The organism is Serratia sp. TSA_198.1, from assembly GCF_052686505.1.
On the sequence record NZ_JBQZFP010000001.1, the window covers coordinates 718,217 to 738,958 of the forward strand.

16 protein-coding genes are annotated in these 20,742 nt (G+C 55.1%); 10 read left to right on the top strand and 6 right to left on the bottom strand.

The window, feature by feature from the left end:
- From ACUTSW_RS03375 to ACUTSW_RS03395, 5 genes are all read left to right on the top strand, one after another.
- The gene (locus ACUTSW_RS03375; RefSeq protein WP_445583665.1) at positions 1-1,515 is read left to right on the top strand and encodes an MDR family MFS transporter; all 1,515 of its coding nucleotides are present in this window, start codon (positions 1-3) and stop codon (positions 1,513-1,515) included.
- A 115-nt stretch (positions 1,516-1,630) separates the two neighbouring features.
- Positions 1,631-2,785 (top strand): efflux RND transporter periplasmic adaptor subunit, encoded by a 1,155-nt coding sequence (locus tag ACUTSW_RS03380; RefSeq protein ID WP_445583666.1) that lies wholly within the window; start codon positions 1,631-1,633, stop codon positions 2,783-2,785.
- 2 nt (positions 2,786-2,787) lie between these two features.
- Complete coding sequence (locus ACUTSW_RS03385) at positions 2,788-5,958, top strand: efflux RND transporter permease subunit (protein WP_445583667.1); 3,171 nt, start codon at positions 2,788-2,790, stop codon at positions 5,956-5,958.
- 1 nt (position 5,959) lies between these two features.
- A complete protein-coding gene (locus ACUTSW_RS03390; protein ID WP_445583668.1) occupies positions 5,960-7,414 on the top strand; it encodes an efflux transporter outer membrane subunit in 1,455 nt (484 codons plus the stop codon).
- Positions 7,415-7,594: 180 nt separating this feature from the next.
- Entirely contained in the window at positions 7,595-7,972 is a 378-nt protein-coding gene (locus ACUTSW_RS03395) for a DUF1493 family protein (protein WP_445583669.1), read from the top strand.
- A 165-nt stretch (positions 7,973-8,137) separates the two neighbouring features.
- Here ACUTSW_RS03395 and ACUTSW_RS03400 read toward each other — a convergent pair whose 3' ends face one another.
- Complete coding sequence (locus ACUTSW_RS03400) at positions 8,138-8,707, bottom strand: DJ-1/PfpI family protein (RefSeq protein WP_004944657.1); 570 nt, start codon at positions 8,705-8,707, stop codon at positions 8,138-8,140.
- A gap of 261 nt (positions 8,708-8,968) precedes the next feature.
- On the opposite strand from ACUTSW_RS03400, the gene ACUTSW_RS03405 reads away from it, so the two are divergent.
- Complete coding sequence (locus tag ACUTSW_RS03405; RefSeq protein ID WP_445583670.1) at positions 8,969-10,510, top strand: long-chain-fatty-acid--CoA ligase; 1,542 nt, start codon at positions 8,969-8,971, stop codon at positions 10,508-10,510.
- A gap of 43 nt (positions 10,511-10,553) precedes the next feature.
- Here ACUTSW_RS03405 and ACUTSW_RS03410 read toward each other — a convergent pair whose 3' ends face one another.
- Positions 10,554-11,828 carry a Glu/Leu/Phe/Val family dehydrogenase gene (locus ACUTSW_RS03410; protein WP_311992594.1) on the bottom strand — a complete coding sequence of 425 codons (1,275 nt, stop codon included), beginning with the start codon at positions 11,826-11,828 and terminating at the stop codon, positions 10,554-10,556.
- Positions 11,829-12,522: 694 nt separating this feature from the next.
- Here ACUTSW_RS03410 and ACUTSW_RS03415 point away from each other — a divergent pair.
- Positions 12,523-13,155 (top strand): helix-turn-helix transcriptional regulator, encoded by a 633-nt coding sequence (locus ACUTSW_RS03415; protein ID WP_445583671.1) that lies wholly within the window; start codon positions 12,523-12,525, stop codon positions 13,153-13,155.
- A gap of 52 nt (positions 13,156-13,207) precedes the next feature.
- Here the strand turns inward: ACUTSW_RS03415 and ACUTSW_RS03420 are convergent, their stop codons facing one another.
- The 4 genes from ACUTSW_RS03420 to ACUTSW_RS03435 form a co-directional block, all read right to left on the bottom strand.
- Positions 13,208-14,704, bottom strand: a complete 1,497-nt coding sequence (locus ACUTSW_RS03420) for a serralysin family metalloprotease (RefSeq protein ID WP_445583672.1) — start codon at positions 14,702-14,704, stop codon at positions 13,208-13,210.
- 269 nt (positions 14,705-14,973) lie between these two features.
- A complete protein-coding gene (locus tag ACUTSW_RS03425; RefSeq protein WP_311992597.1) occupies positions 14,974-15,213 on the bottom strand; it encodes a hypothetical protein in 240 nt (79 codons plus the stop codon).
- A gap of 47 nt (positions 15,214-15,260) precedes the next feature.
- A complete protein-coding gene (locus ACUTSW_RS03430) occupies positions 15,261-16,208 on the bottom strand; it encodes a LysR substrate-binding domain-containing protein (RefSeq protein ID WP_445583673.1) in 948 nt (315 codons plus the stop codon).
- A 440-nt stretch (positions 16,209-16,648) separates the two neighbouring features.
- Positions 16,649-17,539 carry a LysR family transcriptional regulator gene (locus tag ACUTSW_RS03435; protein ID WP_445583674.1) on the bottom strand — a complete coding sequence of 297 codons (891 nt, stop codon included), beginning with the start codon at positions 17,537-17,539 and terminating at the stop codon, positions 16,649-16,651.
- A gap of 306 nt (positions 17,540-17,845) precedes the next feature.
- Between ACUTSW_RS03435 and ACUTSW_RS03440 the strand changes: the two genes are divergently transcribed.
- The 3 genes from ACUTSW_RS03440 (at position 17,846) to ACUTSW_RS03450 (ending at position 20,712) form a co-directional block, all read left to right on the top strand.
- Positions 17,846-18,874 (top strand): alpha/beta hydrolase, encoded by a 1,029-nt coding sequence (locus ACUTSW_RS03440; protein ID WP_445584439.1) that lies wholly within the window; start codon positions 17,846-17,848, stop codon positions 18,872-18,874.
- Positions 18,875-18,960: 86 nt separating this feature from the next.
- Positions 18,961-19,431: a cyclophilin-like fold protein gene (locus ACUTSW_RS03445; protein ID WP_445583675.1), complete on the top strand. Its 471-nt coding sequence runs from the start codon at positions 18,961-18,963 to the stop codon at positions 19,429-19,431.
- Between the two features lie 90 nt (positions 19,432-19,521).
- Positions 19,522-20,712 carry an MFS transporter gene (locus ACUTSW_RS03450; RefSeq protein ID WP_445583676.1) on the top strand — a complete coding sequence of 397 codons (1,191 nt, stop codon included), beginning with the start codon at positions 19,522-19,524 and terminating at the stop codon, positions 20,710-20,712.
- Positions 20,713-20,742: the final 30 nt, after the last annotated feature.

Genomic DNA, 20,742 nt, shown 5'->3' on the forward strand with positions numbered 1-20,742 from the left:
ATGGGCATTGATAACACCGCAGGCCACGAAGATAACGGCAGGGCGTCTGAACAGGCGCCCTCGATCCGTTTGCTGTTCTCCGCGCTGCTTCTGGTGATGCTGCTGGCGGCGCTCGATCAGACCATCGTCTCGACCGCGCTGCCGACCATCGTCGGCGAGTTCGGCGGGTTGGAGAATTTGTCTTGGGTCGTGACGGCCTATCTGCTGGCTTCGACCATCGTGGTGCCGCTGTATGGCAAGTTCGGCGATCTGTTCGGCCGCAAGATCGTGCTGCAAATCGCCATCGTGGTGTTTTTGCTCGGTTCCGTGCTGTGCGGATTGGCGCAGAACATGACGCAATTGATCCTGATGCGCGCGTTACAAGGGCTGGGTGGCGGCGGTTTATTGGTGGTGACCATGGCGGTGGTGGGCGACGTGATCCCGCCGGCCGATCGCGGACGCTATCAGGGGTTGTTCGGCGGGGTATTTGGCCTGGCGACGGTGGTTGGGCCGCTGATCGGCGGGCTGCTGGTGCAGCATTTCTCCTGGCGATGGATCTTCTATATCAACCTGCCGCTGGGGCTTTTCGCCCTGTTGGTGATCGGCGCGGTGTTCCAGTCGCGGGTCAACCGGGTTAAACACGAAATCGACTATCTGGGGGCGGCTTATCTCGCCTCGGCGCTGACCTGCATCATCCTTTTTACCAGCCAGGGCGGTACTGTCATGGCCTGGTCGGACGGGCAGCTCTGGTGCATTCTGGCCTTTGGGCTGGTGTCGTTGGGCGGGTTTATCTACGAAGAGCGGCTGGCGAGCGAGCCGATCATTCCGCTGGGGCTGTTTCGTAATCGCACCTTTGTATTGTGCAGTTTGATCGGTTTTATCATCGGCATGTCACTGTTTGGGTCGGTGACCTTCCTGCCGCTGTATTTGCAGGTGGTGAAAGACTCGACGCCTTCGCAGGCCGGGATGCAGCTGTTGCCGCTGATGGGCGGCATCATGATCAGCTCGATCGTCAGCGGCAGGCTGATCAGCAAAAGGGGCAAATACCGTATCTTCCCGATTATCGGCACCCTGTGTGCGTTGGCAGGCATGATCCTGCTCGGCACGCTGACAAATTCGACGCCGGTGCACCAGTTGTATCTCTATATCAGCCTGTTGGGACTGGGATTGGGCATGGTGATGCAGGTGATGATTCTGGCGGCGCAAAACAGCGTGGAGCCGCAGCATATGGGGGTCGCCACCTCCAGCGCTACGTTGTTCCGTTCGATTGGCGGTTCGATCGGCGTGGCGGTGTTTGGCGCGATTTTTACCAACGTGCTGCACAGCCGCCTGGCCGTGTTGTTGCCGGAGGGCACGCAACTGCCGCGTTCTCTGGGCGCGGCGGCGGTACACCATTTGCCGGCGGCCTTGCAGCAAGACTATCTGCAGGCTTTCGGCGGGGCGATCCACTCGGTGTACCAGATTGCCGCCTGGGTCATGGTGCTGGCCTTTGCGCTGACCTGGTTGCTGAAAGACGTGCCGCTGCGGCAAAAATAGGGCGTCTCTCATGCTTTGCGAAGGACTTTTACCGAATCCTTACGTAACCCTGTCAGACTAAAAAGATCGGAATCTATATATTGAGAATAAACGTTCTCAATAGGATAGATACTCGATGCAGAGCAAAAAGATTTTTCTTGTCGGCCTGGCGTTATTGCTGACCGCCTGTGATGGCAAACCCGGCGGAGCCCCGATGGGAGCGGGCGGCACGCCGGAGGTGGGGGTCGCGACGCTGCACGGCCAACCGGTCACGCTGAGCAGCGATTTGAGCGGCAGGGTGAACGCCACCATGACCTCGGACGTTCGTCCACAGGTTGACGGCATTATCAAACAGCGTCTGTTTACCGAAGGGGACGAGGTAAAAGCCGGCCAGGTACTGTATCAAATCGATCCCGCCACTTATCAGGCCAGTTATAACCAGGCTGCCGCACAGTTGAAAAGCGCGCAGGCGACGGTGAAATCCAGCCGCCTGAAAGCACAACGTTACGCGGCGCTGGTGAAAGAGAATGGCGTCTCCAAACAGGATGCGGACGATGCGATGGCGACCTATCTGGAGGCGGTCGCTTCCGTCGATCAGTATCAGGCGGCGCTGGAAACCACCAAAATCAATCTCGCTTATACCCAGGTGCGCGCGCCTATTTCCGGCCGTATCGGTATTTCCTCGGTGACGCCGGGTGCGCTGGTTACCGCCAGCCAGACCGATGCGCTGGCCACTATCCGCGCGCTGGACCCCATCTATGTCGATCTCACGCAGTCCAGCAGCCAACTGCTCAGATTGCGCAAACTGCAGGCATCCTTAAAACGTGACGATGTCACACCGGTCGTCATCAAGCTTGAAGACGGCACGCCTTATGCGCATGACGGCAAACTGGAACTGACGGAAGTGTCTGTGGATGAGTCTACCGGCTCAGTTACGCTGCGCGCCGTATTCCCTAACCCGGAGCATGAATTGCTGCCGGGTATGTACGTTCACGCCAGAGTTGATAACGGCGTCGATCCGAAAGGCATTCTGGCACCGCAGCAGGGCATCACCCGCAATGCCAAAGGTGAGGCCACTGCGTTGGTGGTGAATGCGCAAAACAAGGTTGAACAGCGCACGGTCACCACCGAACGGGTGATCGGCAGCAACTGGTTGGTCAGTAAAGGGCTGAACGACGGCGATCGCCTGATCGTCGAAGGCACCAATAAGGTGGCCGCCGGGGTCGACGTTAAAGCGGTTGAAGTGCAAAAGCAGACGGCGACCGGTACGGCTAACGGTGGGGAGCAGTAATCATGGCGCAGTTCTTTATTCGGCGGCCGGTGTTTGCCTGGGTGATCGCGATCATCATCATGCTGTGTGGCCTGATGTCGATCAATTCGCTGCCCATTTCGCAATACCCGGACGTCTCTCCACCGCAGATCGCCATTTCGGCTACCTATCCGGGCGCCGATGCGGAAACCCTGGAAAACAGCGTGACGCAGGTCATTGAGCAGCAGCTCACCGGCCTGGACGGCCTGCTGTATTTCTCGTCGACCAGCAGTTCCGACGGTTCGGTGAGCATCAACGTCACCTTCGATCAGGGGACCGATCCGGACATCGCCCAGGTACAGGTGCAGAACAAGGTGCAGCAGGCGGAAAGCCGCTTGCCGTCTGAGGTCACCTCGCAAGGGGTAACGGTCAAGAAATCGCAGAGCAGCTTTTTGCTGATCGTCGGTCTGTACGATGAGACCGACAAGGCGACGATGGCCGATATCTCCGACTATCTGGTCAGTAATCTGCAAGACCCGTTGTCGCGCATTAACGGCGTGGGCGACGTGCAGGTGTTCGGCTCGGAATACGCCATGCGTATCTGGCTGAACCCGACCAGGCTGGCGTCCTATTCGCTGATGCCGTCCGATGTGGAGACGGCGATTGAGGCGCAGAATACCCAGGTTTCTGCGGGTAAGGTCGGCGATCTGCCGGCCGGTGCCGACCAGCAACTGACCGCCACGGTCAAGGCGCAATCCCGGCTGCAAACGCCGGAGCAATTTCGCAATATCATCCTGAAAAGCGACAGCAGCGGGGCCCTGGTTCGCCTGGGCGATGTGGCGCGGGTTGAGCTGGGCAACGAGGATTACTCTTCCAGCGCCCGCCTGAACGGTCACCCGGCGGCGGGCATTGCGGTCAAGCTGGCCGCAGGGGCCAATGCGCTCAACACCGCCAAGCTGGTCAAGGCCAAGGTAGCCGAATACCAGTCATCCATGCCTGACGGCTACAAGGTCGCATACCCGAAAGACAGCACCGACTTTATCAATATCTCGATTGAAGAAGTGGTGAAGACGCTGTTCGAAGCGGTGGTGCTGGTGGTGATCGTGATGTTCATCTTCCTGCAGAACCTGCGTACGACGCTGATCCCGACCATTACCGTGCCGGTGGTGCTGCTCGGCACCTTTGGCGTGCTGGCGGTGTTCGGTTATTCGATCAACACCCTGACGCTGTTTGGCATGGTACTGGCCATCGGGCTGTTGGTGGATGACGCCATCGTGGTGGTCGAGAATGTCGAACGCGTGATGCGTGAAGAAAAACTGCCGCCGCGCGAAGCGACGGAAAAGTCGATGAAAGAGATCACCGGCGCGTTGGTGGGCATTGCGATGGTGCTGTCTGCGGTGTTCCTGCCGATGGCATTCTTCGGCGGGTCCACCGGGGTTATCTATCGCCAATTCTCCGTCACTATCGTCTCTTCCATGGCGCTTTCGGTGCTCCTGGCGCTGACGCTGGCACCGGCGCTGTGCGCCACATTGCTGAAACCCGCGCATGAGGAACTGACCGACAAAGGCCTGCTGGGCAAATTTAACCGGGGTTATGACCGGCTGCAGGCGAAGTATGCCGACAAGGTCGGCAGGGTGATCCACCGCCCCATGCGTTATCTGCTGATGTACGGTCTGTTGCTGATCGCGGCCGCCGTCATGTATATGCGCCTGCCGACCGGCTTCCTGCCTAACGAAGATCAGGGGATGGTGATGGTGCAGTATACGCTGCCGGCAGGCGCTACCGACGCTCGTACCTCGGTGGTCAGCGACGAGGTGAAGGATTATTTCCTCAACAATGAGAAGGCCAACGTCAACAGCATTTTTACCATCAACGGCTTTGGTTTTAGCGGCAGCGGCCAGAACGCCGGCATGGCCTTCGTCAGCCTCAAGGACTGGAGCCTGCGCAGCGGCAGCGATAACACCGCCGACGCGATTGCCAAACGCGCCATGGGGCACTTCGCCAGCATTCGCGATGCTCAGGTGTTTTCGATGAGTCCGCCGTCGATCGACGGATTTGGCCAGTCCAACGGGTTCACCTTCGAGTTGCAGGCCAAAGGCGCAACGACCCGTGCTGAGTTGCAAGCGATGCGTGACCAGATTATTGCCGCCGCCGGTAAAAACTCTGGCCTGATCGCCGTGCGCGCCAACACCTTGCCGGACACCCCGCAGCTGCAGGTGGATATCGATAATGACAAGCTGCAAGCGTTGGGCCTGAGCGCCGGCGACGTCAGCAGCACGCTCACCAGTTCTTTCGGCAGCACCTATGTTAACGACTTTATCGACCGCAACCGGGTGAAGAAAGTCTATATGCAGGGGGATGTGGAGTTCCGTTCAAAACCGGAGGATCTGGATAAGTGGTTTGTGCGCGGCAGCTCAACCAGCACCAGTTCAGGCACGACCACGACCAGCATGACGCCGTTCTCGGCCTTTGCCTCATCGCGCTGGATCTACGGGCCGGAAAACCTGTCGCGTTATAACGGGCTTTCGTCGTTCGAAATCACCGGCGAAGGCGCTCCGGGCACCAGCTCCGGCACCGCGATGGATGAAATGGAAAAACTGGCGGCGAAGTTCTCCGCGGGCAGCAGCTACTCCTGGAGCGGGCTTTCTTATCAGGAGCGCCTGACCAGCGGCCAGGCGGGATCCTTGTATGCCATCGCGCTCTTGGTGGTGTTCCTGTGCCTGGCGGCGTTGTACGAGAGCTGGTCGATCCCGTTCGCGGTCATGATGGTGGTGCCGATGGGCGTGGTGGGTTCGCTGTTGGCGGTTACGCTGCGCGGTCTGGAAAACGATATCTACTTCCAGGTGGCGCTGTTGACCATTATTGGCCTGTCGGCCAAGAACGCCATTCTGATCGTGGAGTTTGCCGAAGAGAAGTACCAGCACGGAGAAACGCTGATCGCCTCGGCGGTCGAAGCATCCCGTATGCGCTTGCGGCCCATTCTGATGACGTCGCTGGCGTTTACCGCCGGGGTATTGCCGCTGGCAATCTCCACCGGTGCCGGCGCCAACAGCCGCATAGCCATTGGCACCGGGATTATCGGCGGCACCCTTACCGCGACGCTATTGGCGATCTTCTTTGTTCCTTTGTTCTACGTTTTGGTACGCCGGGTATTTGCACGTAAACCGGTCGCCGCCAAACAGGTAGAAAGCACCACGCCACAGGCAGGAGAATAATGTGCTGCAACGTTTGATAACTCTGACATTCCCCCTGTTACTGGCAGGCTGTATTTCACTGGATCCGGACTACCAGCGGCCGCAGGCGCCGGTGCCGACAAACCTGCCGCAAGGTGCCGCCTATGCCACGCCGAGCGGTAAGCTTTCGCTGAGCTATCCGGATATCCCGTGGCGCGATTATGTGGTGGATGCCCAGTTGCGGCAGGTGGTGGCGATGGGGCTGAGCAGCAGCCGTGATCTGCGTGAAGCGATCGCCAACATTGAATCGGCACGCGCGTTATACGGCGAACAACGTTCCGAACTGTTCCCAACCATCAACGCAGGGGTGGACGGCACGCGTTCACGCTCTTTGACCGGCAACGGCAATGCGACCGCGATCAGCCAGAGCTACGAAGCCAGCGCCAGCACCAGTTCGTTTGAGTTGGATCTGTTCGGTAAAAACCGCAGCCTGTCGCGCTCAAAATTCGAGACCTATCTGGCGGAGTCAGAGGCGGCAAAAAGTACGCGCCTGACGCTGATCGCCGATATCGTCACCGACTGGGTGAGCGTGGCGGCGGAACGCAGCCTGTTGGCGGCTGCCAAAGACACGATGGAAAGCGCCAGGCTGTCGCTGGAAGTGACGCGTAAAAACCAGCAAAACGGCATTTTGTCGATGGTGGATGTGGCTTCGGCGGACACGGTTTATCAGCAGGCGCGTTCAGACGTCGCCAGCTATACCACCAGCGCCGCGCAGGCGAAAAACGCGCTGGATCTGGTGGTGGGGCAAAGCGTGCCCGAAAGCCTGTTGCCGAACGGGATCGAGGCGCTGTCCGGCATCATGAAAGACATGCCGGCCAATGTGTCGTCGCAGGTGCTGCTGAACCGGCCGGACGTCCTGGAAGCCGAGCATAATCTGAAGTCGGCCAATGCCAGCATCGGCTCCGCGCGCGCGGCGTTCTTCCCGTCGATCAGCCTGACCGCCAGCGGCGGCGTGGGCAGCGGGGAGCTGTCGTCCCTGTTCAGCAAGGGCGCCGGCGTCTGGTCCTTTGCACCGAGCATTAGCCTGCCGATTTTCACCGGCGGCTATAACACCTCGCAGCTTAACTACACCAAGGCGCAAAAGGATCTGTACGTCGCCACTTATGAGAAAGCGGTGCAGACGGCGTTCCAGGAAACGGCCGATGCGCTGGCGCGCAAAGGCACCATTGGGGAGCAACTGGCGGCGCAAACCGGCTACGTGGCTGCCTCGCGGGAATATTACCGCCTGGCTGAACTGCGTTATCGGCACGGCGTGGATACCTACCTGAACATGCTGGACGCGCAGAGGACGCTGTACACCGCTCGCCAATCGTTGATCAGCGCACAGCAAACCGAGTACCAGAACCTGATTACGCTGTATAAGGTACTGGGGGGCGGCATTACGGCGGAGAAGCAGGGGGATAGCGTGGTCGCCAATAGCGCGACCCTGACCCGTTAACTTTATTCGCAATCAATAAACCGATTACGCAGGGGGATGTTATCACCCTGCGTTTTTATATTTATCCGGTGAGAGAAATGTAAAGAAAAGGAAAATAACCCCGACCCGAAGAACTCGATACAATAAGAAAGGTCAGAGAAATATCGCTTCTTTCCCGCGGCCAAATATATTGAGGTTGAAATGGACAGTGATATTCAGCAACAAGTAATTTCCGTTATCGACAGATATAACACCCCCGGATTTCTTAAAAAGGGCATCGCCGTCACTCTGAATACCGAGATAAACAAAGAGCTTAGCCTGACCTTGCCGATGTCGGAGACGCTGATGCGCGGCTACTTCGACACCTTCAACATAGACAACAGCAGTTACAATCACGATCTGTATTTTCGGCAAGAAGCAAAGTCGGGGATATTATTCTCCGCGTCGCCTCGCCGCGTGAATGACTGGGATCTGGAAATGGAAAGGATCCGGCCGCTGTATGTTTACATGCTGGTACGATCCGCCCGGGCCAAGCGCTGGCTTTATGATATCCATTTTCTGATTGAACAATTAAAATGATGCGAAACCGGTGCGGATAACATAACGCATTATTTTCTGTTCCCGGACGCTAAATTAACGCCAGCGGAAAAGAGAACTTCTTATGATAGAGGCAGCATCAGAATAGATGCCTTGTGCTGTATTGTTGGCCCGCATGTCCGATTGCGGGCCTTTTTTGCACCGGGTTTATTGTTCCAACACCTCGGCAAATTTCGCCAACCACTGCGGATGCGCCGGCCAGGCTGGGGCGGTCACCAGATTGCCGTCGACGTGGGCCTGATCGATACCGATATCCGCATAATGCCCGCCGGCTAACTGCACTTCAGGAGCGCAGGCCGGGTAGGCGCTGCAGGTTCGGCCTTTCAACACATTGGCGGCGGCCAGCAGTTGCGGGCCGTGGCACACGGCGGCTATCGGTTTGCGTGCGGCGTCAAACGCCTGCACCAACTTGATCACCTGCGGGTTGAGGCGCAGGTACTCGGGCGCTCTGCCGCCGGGGATCAGCAGGGCGTCATAATCCTCCTCCCGTGCGGCGGCAAAATCGGCATTCAGGATAAAGCGGTGGCCGGGTTTTTCACTGTAGGTCTGCGCACCGTCAAAATCATGGATAGCTGTCATGATGTAGTCGCCTTTGACTTTATCGGGGCAGACGGCATCCACCTGGTGACCAATCATTTGCAATGCCTGAAACGGCACCATGGTTTCGTAATCTTCGGCATAGTCGCCGACCAGCATCAAAATCTTCTTCTTGCTCATGATGGCTGTGCTCCGGGAATAGGGATAAAGCCTAAGTATGGCCGAAAAAATCACCAATCTCCTGGAGGATCAATTGCGTCTCCTGGGGGGTAAATTAAGCAGGGACAGATAACCCAATGAAATCTGTTTGAATATAATCTCCTTTTGCCTCTATTTATCTAACCAAATTGTGATGGTTAAGGCATTGTTTCTATTCCCTGATTCTATACTCGTGATACTGCGGCGCTTCGCCGGCCGCTCAATTTTCACGGAGAATCCTCGATGCTTAATTTGGCTACCTTGCTTGAAGAGAGCGCGCGTTCCTGGCCAGACCGCCCGGCGGTGGTACAGGACGATACTCCGCTCAGCTACCGCGCGCTGAATGAGATGGCCAACCGGGTGGCACATCTGTTGATCGCACGCGGGGTAAGGGCCGGTGAAAGGGTGGCGCTGGCTTGCCCTAATCGGCCGGAGTTTCCGGCCATCTACTATGGCATCCTCAAAATCGGCGCCACCGTTGTGCCGCTGAATACCCTGTTGAAAAGCGCCGAATTTGAATATTACCTGGCGGATTCGGCGGCGGTGGCCTTCTTCTGCCATGAGGGCAGCGAGGGGTTGCCGCTGGCGGCCGAAGCGCGGCGCGCTTTTGACAACGCCGAGCATTGCCGCGACTTTCTGATTATCGGCGACCGGTTGCCGCTGAGCGGGGAACGTTTCAATCAGGCGATCGCCGAGCAGCCCGCCGCGTTTTGTTCGGCGGCCACGGCGGAGACCGACACCGCGGTGGTGCTCTACACCAGCGGCACCACCGGGCGCGCCAAGGGGGCGGAGCTGAGCCATGCCAATCTGACGCTCAATGCGTTGGGGTCGGTACGGCTGTTCGAGGGATCGGAAACGGATCCCGATCGCCATCTGGTGACGCTGCCGTTGTTCCATACTTTCGGCTCCACCGTGCAAATGAACGCCGGTTTCGCCAGCGCCGCCACGCTGGTGTTGATGGAGCGCTTTGACGCCGCCCAGGCCATCGCGCTGATGCAAAAACATGGCATTACCTTCTTCGCCGGCGTGCCGACCATGTACTGGGCACTGTTGAACGCGCTGGACGATAGGGTGGACCTGGCGCGCTTGCGCAGCACGCTGCGCATGGCGGTATCCGGCGGCGCCAGCCTGCCGGTGAAGATCCTGGAGGATTTCTCCCGCCGCTTCGGCATCAATATTCTCGAAGGCTACGGGCTGTCTGAAACCAGCCCGGTCGCCACCTTTAATCATCCGCGCAGGCAGAACAAAGCCGGCTCGATCGGCCAGCCGATTTGGGGCGTGGAAGTGCGGCTGCTGGACGTGACCGGCCAGCCGATTGACGGCGTCGATCAGGTTGGCGAGTTGGCGGTGCGCGGTTACAACATCATGAAGGGCTACCTGAACCGGCCGGAGGCGACGGCCGAGGTGCTGGATAACGAGGGTTGGTTCAGAACCGGCGATCTGGGCCGCCGCGATGCCGACGGTTTCTATTTTATCGTCGACCGCGCCAAGGACATGATCATCCGTGGCGGTTTTAACGTCTACCCGCGCGAGATTGAAGAGGTGCTGATGCGCCATCCGGCGGTGTCTTTGGTGGCGGTGATCGGCGTAGAGCATCCCGCGCTGGGCGAGGAAATTAAAGCGGTGGTGGTATTGAAGGAGGGGGACGACGGCATTGCCGAAGATGAACTGATCGCCTGGAGCAAGGAGCGGCTGGCGGCGTACAAATACCCGCGCATTCTGGAGTTTGTCGAACGTTTGCCGATGACCAGCACCGGAAAGGTGTTGAAGCGCTGTCTGCGCTAGGAATGAAATCCCGGCCTGCAAAGGCAAGCCGGGAAACCAGGCATCAGCCCGGGTAAATGCCACGCTCTTTACGTGCGGTCAGGATACGCTCACAGGCGACGATATAAGCCGCTGTACGCAGGCTGCACGTTTTCTCTTCGGCCTTGTTCCAGACGTGAACCATAGCGTCGGTCATGATCTTGTCCATACGCTCGTTGATTTCGCTCTCGCTCCAGAAGTAGCTGGCCATATCCTGCACCCATTCGAAGTAACTGACGGTCACGCCGCCGGCGTTACAGATAACGTCAGGCACTACGGTAATGTTGCGTGAACGCAGCACGTCGTCCGCATCCGGATAGGTTGGGCCGTTAGCGCCTTCCAGTACCAGCTTGGCGCTCAGGATTTCTGCGCGCTGGCGGGTTATCTGGCCTTCCAGCGCCGCAGGGATCAGGATATCCATGTCAACCGACCAGAAGGCTTCGCTTTCAATCTCTTTGGCGCCAGGGAAGCCCGCGATCTGCTTGTTCTTGGTCTGCCATTCGGTCAGCGCGGCCAGGTCGATGCCTTCCGGGTTGAACAGGGTGGCCGAGTGGTCCTGAATCACCACTACGCGGGCACCGACGCCAACGAACAGACGAGCGGCTTCGCTGCCTACGTTACCAAAGCCCTGTACCGCGACTTTAGCGCCTTCAATTTCAACGCCAAGACGCTTGGCCACTTCGCTGCCGGTGACGAACACGCCGCGACCGGTGGCTTTTTCACGGCCCAGAGAACCGCCGAGGTGAATAGGCTTGCCGGTAACCACGCCGGTGATAGTGGTGCCGTGGTTCATGGAGTAGGTATCCATCATCCAGGCCATGACTTTCGAGTTGGTGCCGACGTCCGGCGCAGGAATATCTTTCTGCGGCCCGATGATAAAACCGATTTCGCTGGTGTAGCGGCGGGTCAGTCGCTCCAGCTCGCCTTCAGACAGTTTGAAAGGATCGACGCGGATACCGCCTTTGGCACCGCCGTAAGGCAGGTTGACCGCCGCACATTTGATGGTCATCCATGCTGACAACGCCATGACTTCATCGAGATCAACATCCGGATGGTAACGGATGCCGCCTTTACCCGGACCGCGCGACAGGTTGTGCTGAACGCGGAAACCTTCGAAGTGGCGGATAGAACCGTCGTCCATCTGCAATGGGATGTCGACAATCAGCGCACGCTTGGGATGACGGAGGGTATCAACCCAACGAGACAGGTCACCGAGGTAAGGTGCAACGCGGTCGATTTGTTGCAAGTAGGTGGCCCAGGCCGTTGTGCTGCTTTCTGAAGCGTAGGATAGCTTTTCCATAACCAACCTTTTTTTATATAGGTATTTATTTTGTTTAACCGTGGATTACTAAGTGCATAACACTTTTGCGACGCTAAATTTACCATTAAACCTGCCGGTTGTTAGCCCCCCCTGATCGGGCTGCAGGCCGGTTTCCAATGGGTTTTGACGGGTAAAAATGAATAGTTAATTACTTTTGTCGAGAGGTTGGGCGAGCTATTCATACTTTATGCACAAAAAACGCATAATTTTTGCCTTTACCTATTTGTCAGAAGCTTGAATGTGATCAAAAAGTTTCATTTTATTTAACCACCATGTTGACAATGCCGTTTCCTGACGGCCGCGGGGAATTCCTGTTAAAACGGCCTGATATCGCGTTTTTATTAAACGAAATCGGCTTCAACTGGCTGATATATTGAAAATCTTATGCCGTTAACGGACTGTTCACGCAAAATGTGGGCTACAGCACAGTCCGCACCGTCGTTTTATGGCCTGTGGCGATATTCACTTTCCGTTAACAAAATGGCGGGTGGCAATTTTGCCGCTTCTGGCTCCAAATGTTCTATCAACGCAGCGGCGAATCGAGGAGCAAGCAGCAGCAGGACGGCCGCTCTCCCGCTCGGCATTCCACGGCAAGTAAGGTATGCTAAGCGGCTGTCCAGATGATGAAAATCGGCCAATATCATCATGCTTATCGCTACGGAGAAACAGCCCGGTGCTGAAACCCACGTCTCAACTTGAATTATTGCAGTCGGTCGCCGACGGTATCGCAGCCCTGTTTTTCCCTAACGTGGAAGTGGTGATACACGATCTGTCGACCAACAAAGTCGTCTACCTCGCCAATAACCTGTCGAAACGCAAACCGGGTGACGATGCCGGCCTGGACGATTTTGATATCAACAGCGGTGCGCCGGTCACCGGTCCTTACGAAAAGCTCAATTGGGATGGCAAAAAAATGCGCTCGGTGAGCATTCCCGCCCGCGATGAACAGGGTAATCCGAGCTATCTGCTGTGCGTTAACCTGAGCACCGGTATGTTTGAGGACGCCAGAAACGCGCTGGACATGTTCTTGTCGGTGACGCGTTTGCAACCGCAACCGCAGCAGCTGTTCAAGGATGACTGGCAAGAGAAGATCAATACCTTCCTGCATGAGTGGCTCCGCCTTCAGAGCACGTCGCTGGCATCATTGAGCCGTGAGCAAAAAAAGCGATTGGTGATCGATCTCTATAATGAAGGCGCATTCAAGGCCAAAAGCGCCGCCGATTATATCGCCAACGTATTATCCCTTGGCCGCGCAACGGTCTACAAGTATCTGAAAGAGTTAAAAAAAGGCGAGGGTGCCCCTTGAGAAGCCCTCGCCGAAAAAGCGGGAGGATCCCCGCTTATGCCTCAGTAAAGGGTTAAACGATAAAATCCGTGTTGGCGTTAGCCTGGCCGACGATCTTGAGCAGGAAATCAGGTTGCCAGCCGGTGTTGTCTGCATCGTGACCGCGCAGATCCAATGCCAGAACGCTGTTGCCGCTATTGAGGGTTAAGGTCGCTTCGTGGGCCTCGCCAGTGAACGCCTTGACGAAGTTGATTTCACCGGCAAACGCGCTCAAATCAATTTTGTCGACGCCGGTGGTGAAGTCCTTGATCCAATCTGGCGTTTTGGCGGTGGAATTCGAGGCGGCGGCATAAGCGAAGGTGTCTTTGCCTGCTCCACCCCATAAGGTATCCGCACCTGCACCGCCAAAGATAAAGTCGTTGCCGGCGCCCCCTTTCAACTGGTTGTTCAGTGTATTACCGACCAGAATATCGTTACCATTGCCGCCGATGGCGTTCTCAATGCGGGTGCCCTGAGTAATGGACACATTGCCCTTCAGCCCGCCAACGTCAGAAAACGCGCCCTCGTTAAGGTTAATGCGTTGGTTGCCGGCAAAGCCGGAAAAATCGAAGGTGTCATTGCCACCGGTGTCCCAGGCACTGAAAATCAGTTTGCTCTTGCTGTCGGTGGCCGACAGATAACCGCGCCCGGTATTCGAATGGAAGCCATAAACGGTGCTCGTGTTAAACGCCGTGGTGTTGGCACCGTATAGGTATTGCATACCGGCAATATCATCCATCAACGGGGCTGACGCGTAATAACCTTTGAAGTCGCCGATAGTGGGGTTGGACGCCGGGCTAACCTCGGAGAAATAGCTCATTATGGAAAACTGGTTGGTGTCTTCCGCGTAGGCTGCGTCATTTCGATAGGTGGGAGCGCCGCCGTTATAGCTTCCCGGGTGATCAAGCCCCAGCGCATGGCCAAGTTCATGGGTAAAAACCTGTGCGCCGTAACCCCCGCCTGAAGCAGGATCGCGGTTTTCCGGCAGATCAAGAAGCCATACCTGGCCTGACATGTCTTTGCCCCAATCGTCGAGGATAGGTTGGTTATTTTCTAACGTATGCGGATACGACGCATAGTTAAAGTCATCATCTTTAACCTGAGTAAAATTGCCGAATTTGATTTGCGCATTTTGGCTTTGAGAAGCGGGCAATTCCTTAAATTTCAGGTTGGCGACATCGGCCCAGGCTTGCAGTGATGCTTTGGCAAAAGCCCTTTGCGTAGCGTCCAACCCGCTTAACCCGCCATCACCATAGCCATTTTGATCATGCTCACTCCAGGTCGGGAAGGCAAAAGTGACCGTTGCGCCTTTGCCTGTCGCCTCCTGACCTGTGCCATTCCAGGTTAGCAGTGGGCGAGCCAGGTTGATCCCTGCCGACTCGGCGCTCTGAGACAGTTTACCATTCAGGGTAAAACTACCGCGCTCCTGATAATGCCAGAAGAGATCGATACTTTTATAAACGGATGGATCATTGCCGTCAGCCAAAACGGACTTATCATATTGGCTATAGATGTAGTTTTTCCCACTCATTGATTGCTGCCCCTCATTTTACCTACTGTTACGGTTTGTTCGGCCACCTGTGCATTCGCTAATGCCACGGTGAACGAGGATATATCGCTGGTGGGGAAGAAGGGCGAAAGGATACGCCAAAATAAATCGATAATGCTATTACATGTGATTGAATCACTTTCGTAATCCACAAAATCTAGTCATGACTCTTTGTGCTGTACACTCTTCCGAGGGAAAAAGTAACTTTCCAAACAGGAAGTAATCATTTTGAAGAAAATAAAGGTAAATGGTTATTCAGAAGGCGCCATTCCAACCATTTCAATCGCAACGCGGTACAGTTTCCTGGTGTAATCACAGGATTGCGCTTCTATTTCCTCCACTAAATAGGCCAATACGCCTGATTTGTTGACGGTTTTTTTTCCTGCGGCGATATGGGAAAAGCATTTATCCAATATTGCATAGACTTCTGCATTGATATCTTCCACGTTGCCGGTAAGGCCAAAAATCTTGATGTCTATACCTTGCTTCATTGCGGTTTCGCTCCATGCTATTGCGTTAACGAAGTGCATCCCTATTTTTAATCATCAAGATGATTATTGGGGGGAAGGCCGATCTGTAAGTGAGTTTTTATAAAATCTACGCAGCTACGAATGAGGTGCGTCTTCTTCTCCTGATTTTTGATTACCGCGATGATATCGGCAGATTGCCGGTAGTGCGGTAAAACTCTGACCAATACCCCAGAGGCCAATTCTGGGGCTGCCCCCCAAAGCGGCAGCATGGCGATACCGTGATTTTTAATTGCCCAGGTTTTGACTACGTCGCTGTGACTGGCGGACAGCGTACCGCTCACTTTAACCTTGCTTTCTGTCCCGCAGCGGCTGTCCGCAAGCCTCCACAGCCCCATACTTTCCTCGCGCGGACGGTACAGGATACAGTTATGATTGCTGAGATCGTCAAGCTCCGCAGGGGTGCCATGGCGTTTGAGATAGAGCGGCGAGGCGCAAAGCACACGAAAGCTGGTGGCTATTTTGTAAGCCACAAGATGAGGCTCTTTCACGCTGCCAATGCGGATATCGATATCAATATCGTCTGCAATCAAATCGTTCTGTTGATTGGTCAGATCCAGCCATATGTTTAAGCCGGGGTTTTGCCGCTCCATTAAAGACAATACCGGTGCCAGATAGTTTTGGCCCAAATAAGTATTACAGCTGATCCTCACATTACCGCTGGCCACGTCCTGCAAGGCATTTATGCCAAAAATGGCATCTTCAACGTCGCCAAGAATATCTTTAACTTTAATAAAAAAGAACTCACCGCTTTTACTCAGCATCACCTGACGGGTAGTACGAACAAAAAGCTTGGTATCCAGAGCTTTTTCAAGCGAATGGATACATTTAGTTACGTATCCAGGTGTAATACCCATTTCCTGAGCTGCCCGGTTGAAGCTAAGCCATTTAGCTACAAGGAAGAACAAGTTTAAATCCCATAACGATATTTGTTTGGGTAAGGTTTTAAGTACGGACATGCAGGCATTCTCATGTAAAATATACGGATATCCCCATCATAAATATCAGGCTGCGATCAATGGGTGATAGACTGCACTTAAATAAGTAAAGTAATCACAAGAGTGAGCATTTCCGTGACTGTGCGCAGTTTACCTGAAAAACATCAGCTGTAAATTCTGACCTTTGTCGATGAGTAAATTTCATATTGAGCATTGCTTGCAGGAAACTCATATAACCACATACTATAAGCTTATAATTAAATAAATATTCATTGTTTGAAATTTAAGTCTTCTCCTATTTATTTTTGCCAAAAAAATAAAATAAGAAGGGCGTAGCCAGGAAATTATTTCCATATGGGAATTTCTCTCTTTACCAAAAAACGATCTGGCTTTAGGGGAAACTTTCCCGGTATCTTCCCGCCAGTTCTGGGAGGATAACGAAGGTGAACTTCTGCGAGTGGCTAAAGAGTCTTGCGGTAATTTTCCTTCAGGATGTCGACCAGTGCCATAAAGGCCGGCGAACCGTGGCGGCGATGAGGATAATAAAGGTGATACCCCTGAAAATACGGGCACCATTCAGAGAGAATTTCTGTCAGTTGCCCGCTCTGGAGATAAGGGGCGACCAGGTAATCGGGTAGGTAAGCAATGCCGATACCCGCCAGCACGGCGTCTAACTGATGCAGGGTGCTGTTTGCCGTGAATTGCCCCTTAACTTTTACGCTGAACTGACGTTTGCCTTTTTCAAATTCCCAGGCGTAAACGCCGCTGGTGATTGAATGACGGATATTAATGCAGTTATGCCGGATAAGATCGTTAGGGGCTTGCGGGGCGGAATATTGCTGGAAATAAGCGGGCGTCGCCACAACGCATAATCGCCAGTCCCGGCTGATCCTTACCGCCACCATGTCCTTGTCAATAGACTCTCCCAGACGGATACCCGCATCAAAGCGCTCCTGGACGATATTGGTAAAGCCGTAATCGATACCGATTTCAATATTAATCTCAGGATATTTTTTTAGAAAATCCGCCAACACCGGCCGAATCAGGTACTGAACGGAATCATCGGCACCGGTCAAGCGAATCGTCCCGCTCGGTGTGTCCCTCATCGCCCCCAACTTTTCCAGCTCATCGTTTATCTGCTCGAATAAGGGCCCCAGGCTACGCATAAGCATTTCGCCTTCTTCGGTGGGGGCCACGCTGCGGGTGGTTCGGGTCAGCAAGCGATACCCCAGTTTTTCCTCCAGCGTTTTGATCGTGTGGCTCAGAGCTGAAGGGGTGACGCCAATCTCCGCCGCCGCTTTGGTAAAGCTCCGCAATCTGGCAATGCTCAGAAAGGCTTTAAGATCATCCATTTTGCTTCTCCTCTGGGGCTGGGTTCAGGCGTTGATTGGGCGGGTGCCTGAGTGTGTATCATCTTACCCAAATGCAGGCTGAGGGAAAACTATTGATGAATTTTTCTCACAAAAGCGTAAAGATTTTTGGCATTAATTGTTCTAATTGTTGTTGTTATATTGACTGCGTCGACAGGCCCTTTAAATAAAACTTGAAGTGAGGCGTTTACATAAATGCCCCCCGTTCAGGTTTGATTTTTGATTCCCCGATTTACTTATACCAATACCGAAGAAATCGACTTCACTATTTCAACCGAGAGCAATCCGATGAAGAAAATAGCTTTATCCCTGGCCCTGCTGGTCAGTTCATTCACCTCTATGGCAGCCGATATGTCTAACGGTGCAAATAACTTTTACCGGAGCGAGAAGGTAACGACGCAAAAGGTCACCTTTAACAATCAATTCAAAATGAAGATTGTAGGGAACCTTTATATGCCCAAGAATCGGAAGCAGGGCACCGACTATCCCGCGATAGTCATCGGGCATCCAATGGGGGCGGTGAAAGAGCAGAGCTCGAACCTTTATGCACAGAAACTCGCTGAGCAAGGGTTTGTCACCCTGGCTATCGATCAGTCTTTCTGGGGTGAGAGTGAGGGGCAACCCCGCAACGTCGTTGCGCCAGACCTTTACGCGGAAGCATTCAGCGCAGCGGTTGACTACCTGAGAACCCAACCTTGGGTTGATAAAGAGCAGATTGGCGTGCTGGGCATTTGCGGAAGCGGCAGCTTCGTCATCAGTGCCGCGAAAATCGACTCGCGCATCAAAGCCGTTGCGACGGTCAGTATGTATGATATGGGTGCGGCAGCGCGCAATGGACTCAAACACTCGCAAACGCTGGAGCAGAGAAAGCAGATGATCGCTGCCGCATCCGAACAGCGTGATGTGGAGTTCGCGGGCGGAAAAACCGAATACGTCAGTGGTACTGTGCATGAATTGACAGCGGACACACCGGCTATTCAACGTGAGTTCTATGACTTCTACCGCACGCCGCGCGGCGAATTCACCCCTAAAGGTTCGTCACCGGCGCTGACTACCCACCCGACGCTGACCAGTATCGTCAAGTTCCTGAACTTCTATCCGTTCAACGACATTGAGACGATCTCTCCTCGTCCGATGCTGTTCATCACGGGTTCTGAAGCCCACTCGCGTGAGTTCAGCGAAGAGGCCTATAAACTGGCCGGTCAACCGAAAGAACTGGTCATAGTGCCGGGTGCCGGCCATGTGGATCTGTATGACCGTACCGACCTGATCCCGTTCGCCAAGCTGGCTTCCTTCTTCCATAGCAATCTGAAGTAAGCGTTTCGTCTCCGCCCCCCAGGCCGCGTTGGTCCGCGCGGCCTGTAACCTGAGCTTAACAGCACGTCGAATATAAAGGACAGGCCATGGAAAAGACTTCTATGCGGGTTAGCCAATATGCGGCACTGCTCTTTATGCTGTTGACAGTCAGCACATTACAAGCGGCCCAGGACAGTTCCAATGCTACCAGGCAGGTAAAAATGCATGATATTCGGATAGCCATGGGTTCCACCTCTCTGACGGCAACGCTTGAGGATAATCCGACGGCGCGGAGCTTCGTCAAGCTGCTGCCACTCACCTTAACGCTGAAAGACTACGGTGATGCGGAGAAAATCAGTGGCTCGCTGCCACATCGCCTTTCGCAAGACGCGGCCCCCGAGTCTGATGCCGGCGCCACCGGGGATATTGCTTATTATGCCCCGTGGGGAAACATTGCTTTCTACCGAGGTCCGGGACCTGAAGCCGCAGGGGTTATCAAAATTGGCAAAATCACTTCAGGCATCGATGCCCTTAACCGACCGGGGATCATGCGCGTAACAATCTCCCTTGGGAATTGAATTTGATGTGTTTGACTGCGTTCATTCATCTTCATTGCCCATAATATGCCCTTGGCGTTTAACGGGGATATTTTCATTTCGGAGTAACCCATGACCACCTCAACCCGATCCTCGTCAAGAAGTTCTCTGGCGAGTGCCATCGGCTCCATGGCGCTGTGCGTTGCGCTACTGATCGCTTCAGAGTTTATGCCTGTCAGCCTGCTGACGCCTATCGCGGGCGATCTGCATGCTACGCAGGGCATGGCCGGGCAGGCAATTTCCATCTCAGGTTTGTTCGCCGTGTTGGCCAGCTTGTTTATCGGCCCGATAGCAGGCCGCTTTGATCGCCGCTATGTACTGATGAGCATGACGGTGCTTATGCTGTTGTCACTGATTCTGATCGCTCTGGCACCCAGCTTTTCCTTGCTAATGGTCGCCCGCGCACTGCTGGGTTTGGCCGTGGGCGGTTTCTGGTCGCTGGCTACCGCTACGGTGATCCGCCTGGTTCCTGCGCACCGGATCCCCAACGCGCTCGGCACCATTTACATGGGTAATGCGGTCGCCACCGCATTTGCAGCGCCGATTGGCGCTTATATGGGGGGGCACTTCGGATGGCGTTGGGTGTTTGCGAGCCTGGTTCCTCTGGTTTTGATCAACCTCGTCTGGCAGGCGAAAAGCCTGCCGTCGATGCCGCCACAGGCCAGCATTCCGCTCACACGCCTGTTCGGTTTGCTCAAACGCCGCCATGTCGCCATAGGTATGCTCGCGGTCATGCTGACCTTTGCCGGTGCCTTTGCCGCATTTACCTATTTCCGTCCTTTTCTGGAAGGCACGACCGGTGTTGACTCAAACAAACTCTCCTTGCTGTTGTTGGGCCTGGGGGCAGCAGGTTTCGCAGGCACGCATTTCGCCAGCGCCATGCTGCAGCGCAATCACCTGTATCGGCTGCTGGTTTGGTTGCCGGTCGGCCTGGCGGTGGTGACCCTCGGCATGGTCGGCGCGGGCCATGTATTTGCTGGTGTTGCGCTGATGATGGTCGGATGGGGCATGCTGAACGCGGCCATTCCGGTGTGCTGGTCTACCTGGCTTGCCAGAGAGATTAATGACGAACCGGAGAGCGGCGGTGGCCTGATGGTGGCATCCATTCAGTTAGCCATCATGCTGGGCGGAGCTGTCGGCGGGCATTTGCTGGATGCCATCGGCGGGGCCGCGCCGTTGATCGGCGGCGCAGTTTTACTGATGCTGGCGGCAGGAGTGATAGGAAACGGACGCCGCCTGCAACGGCCAGAGCAGGGGTTTTGATTCGTACTCTTGAATTTGTGGCTTTCTCTG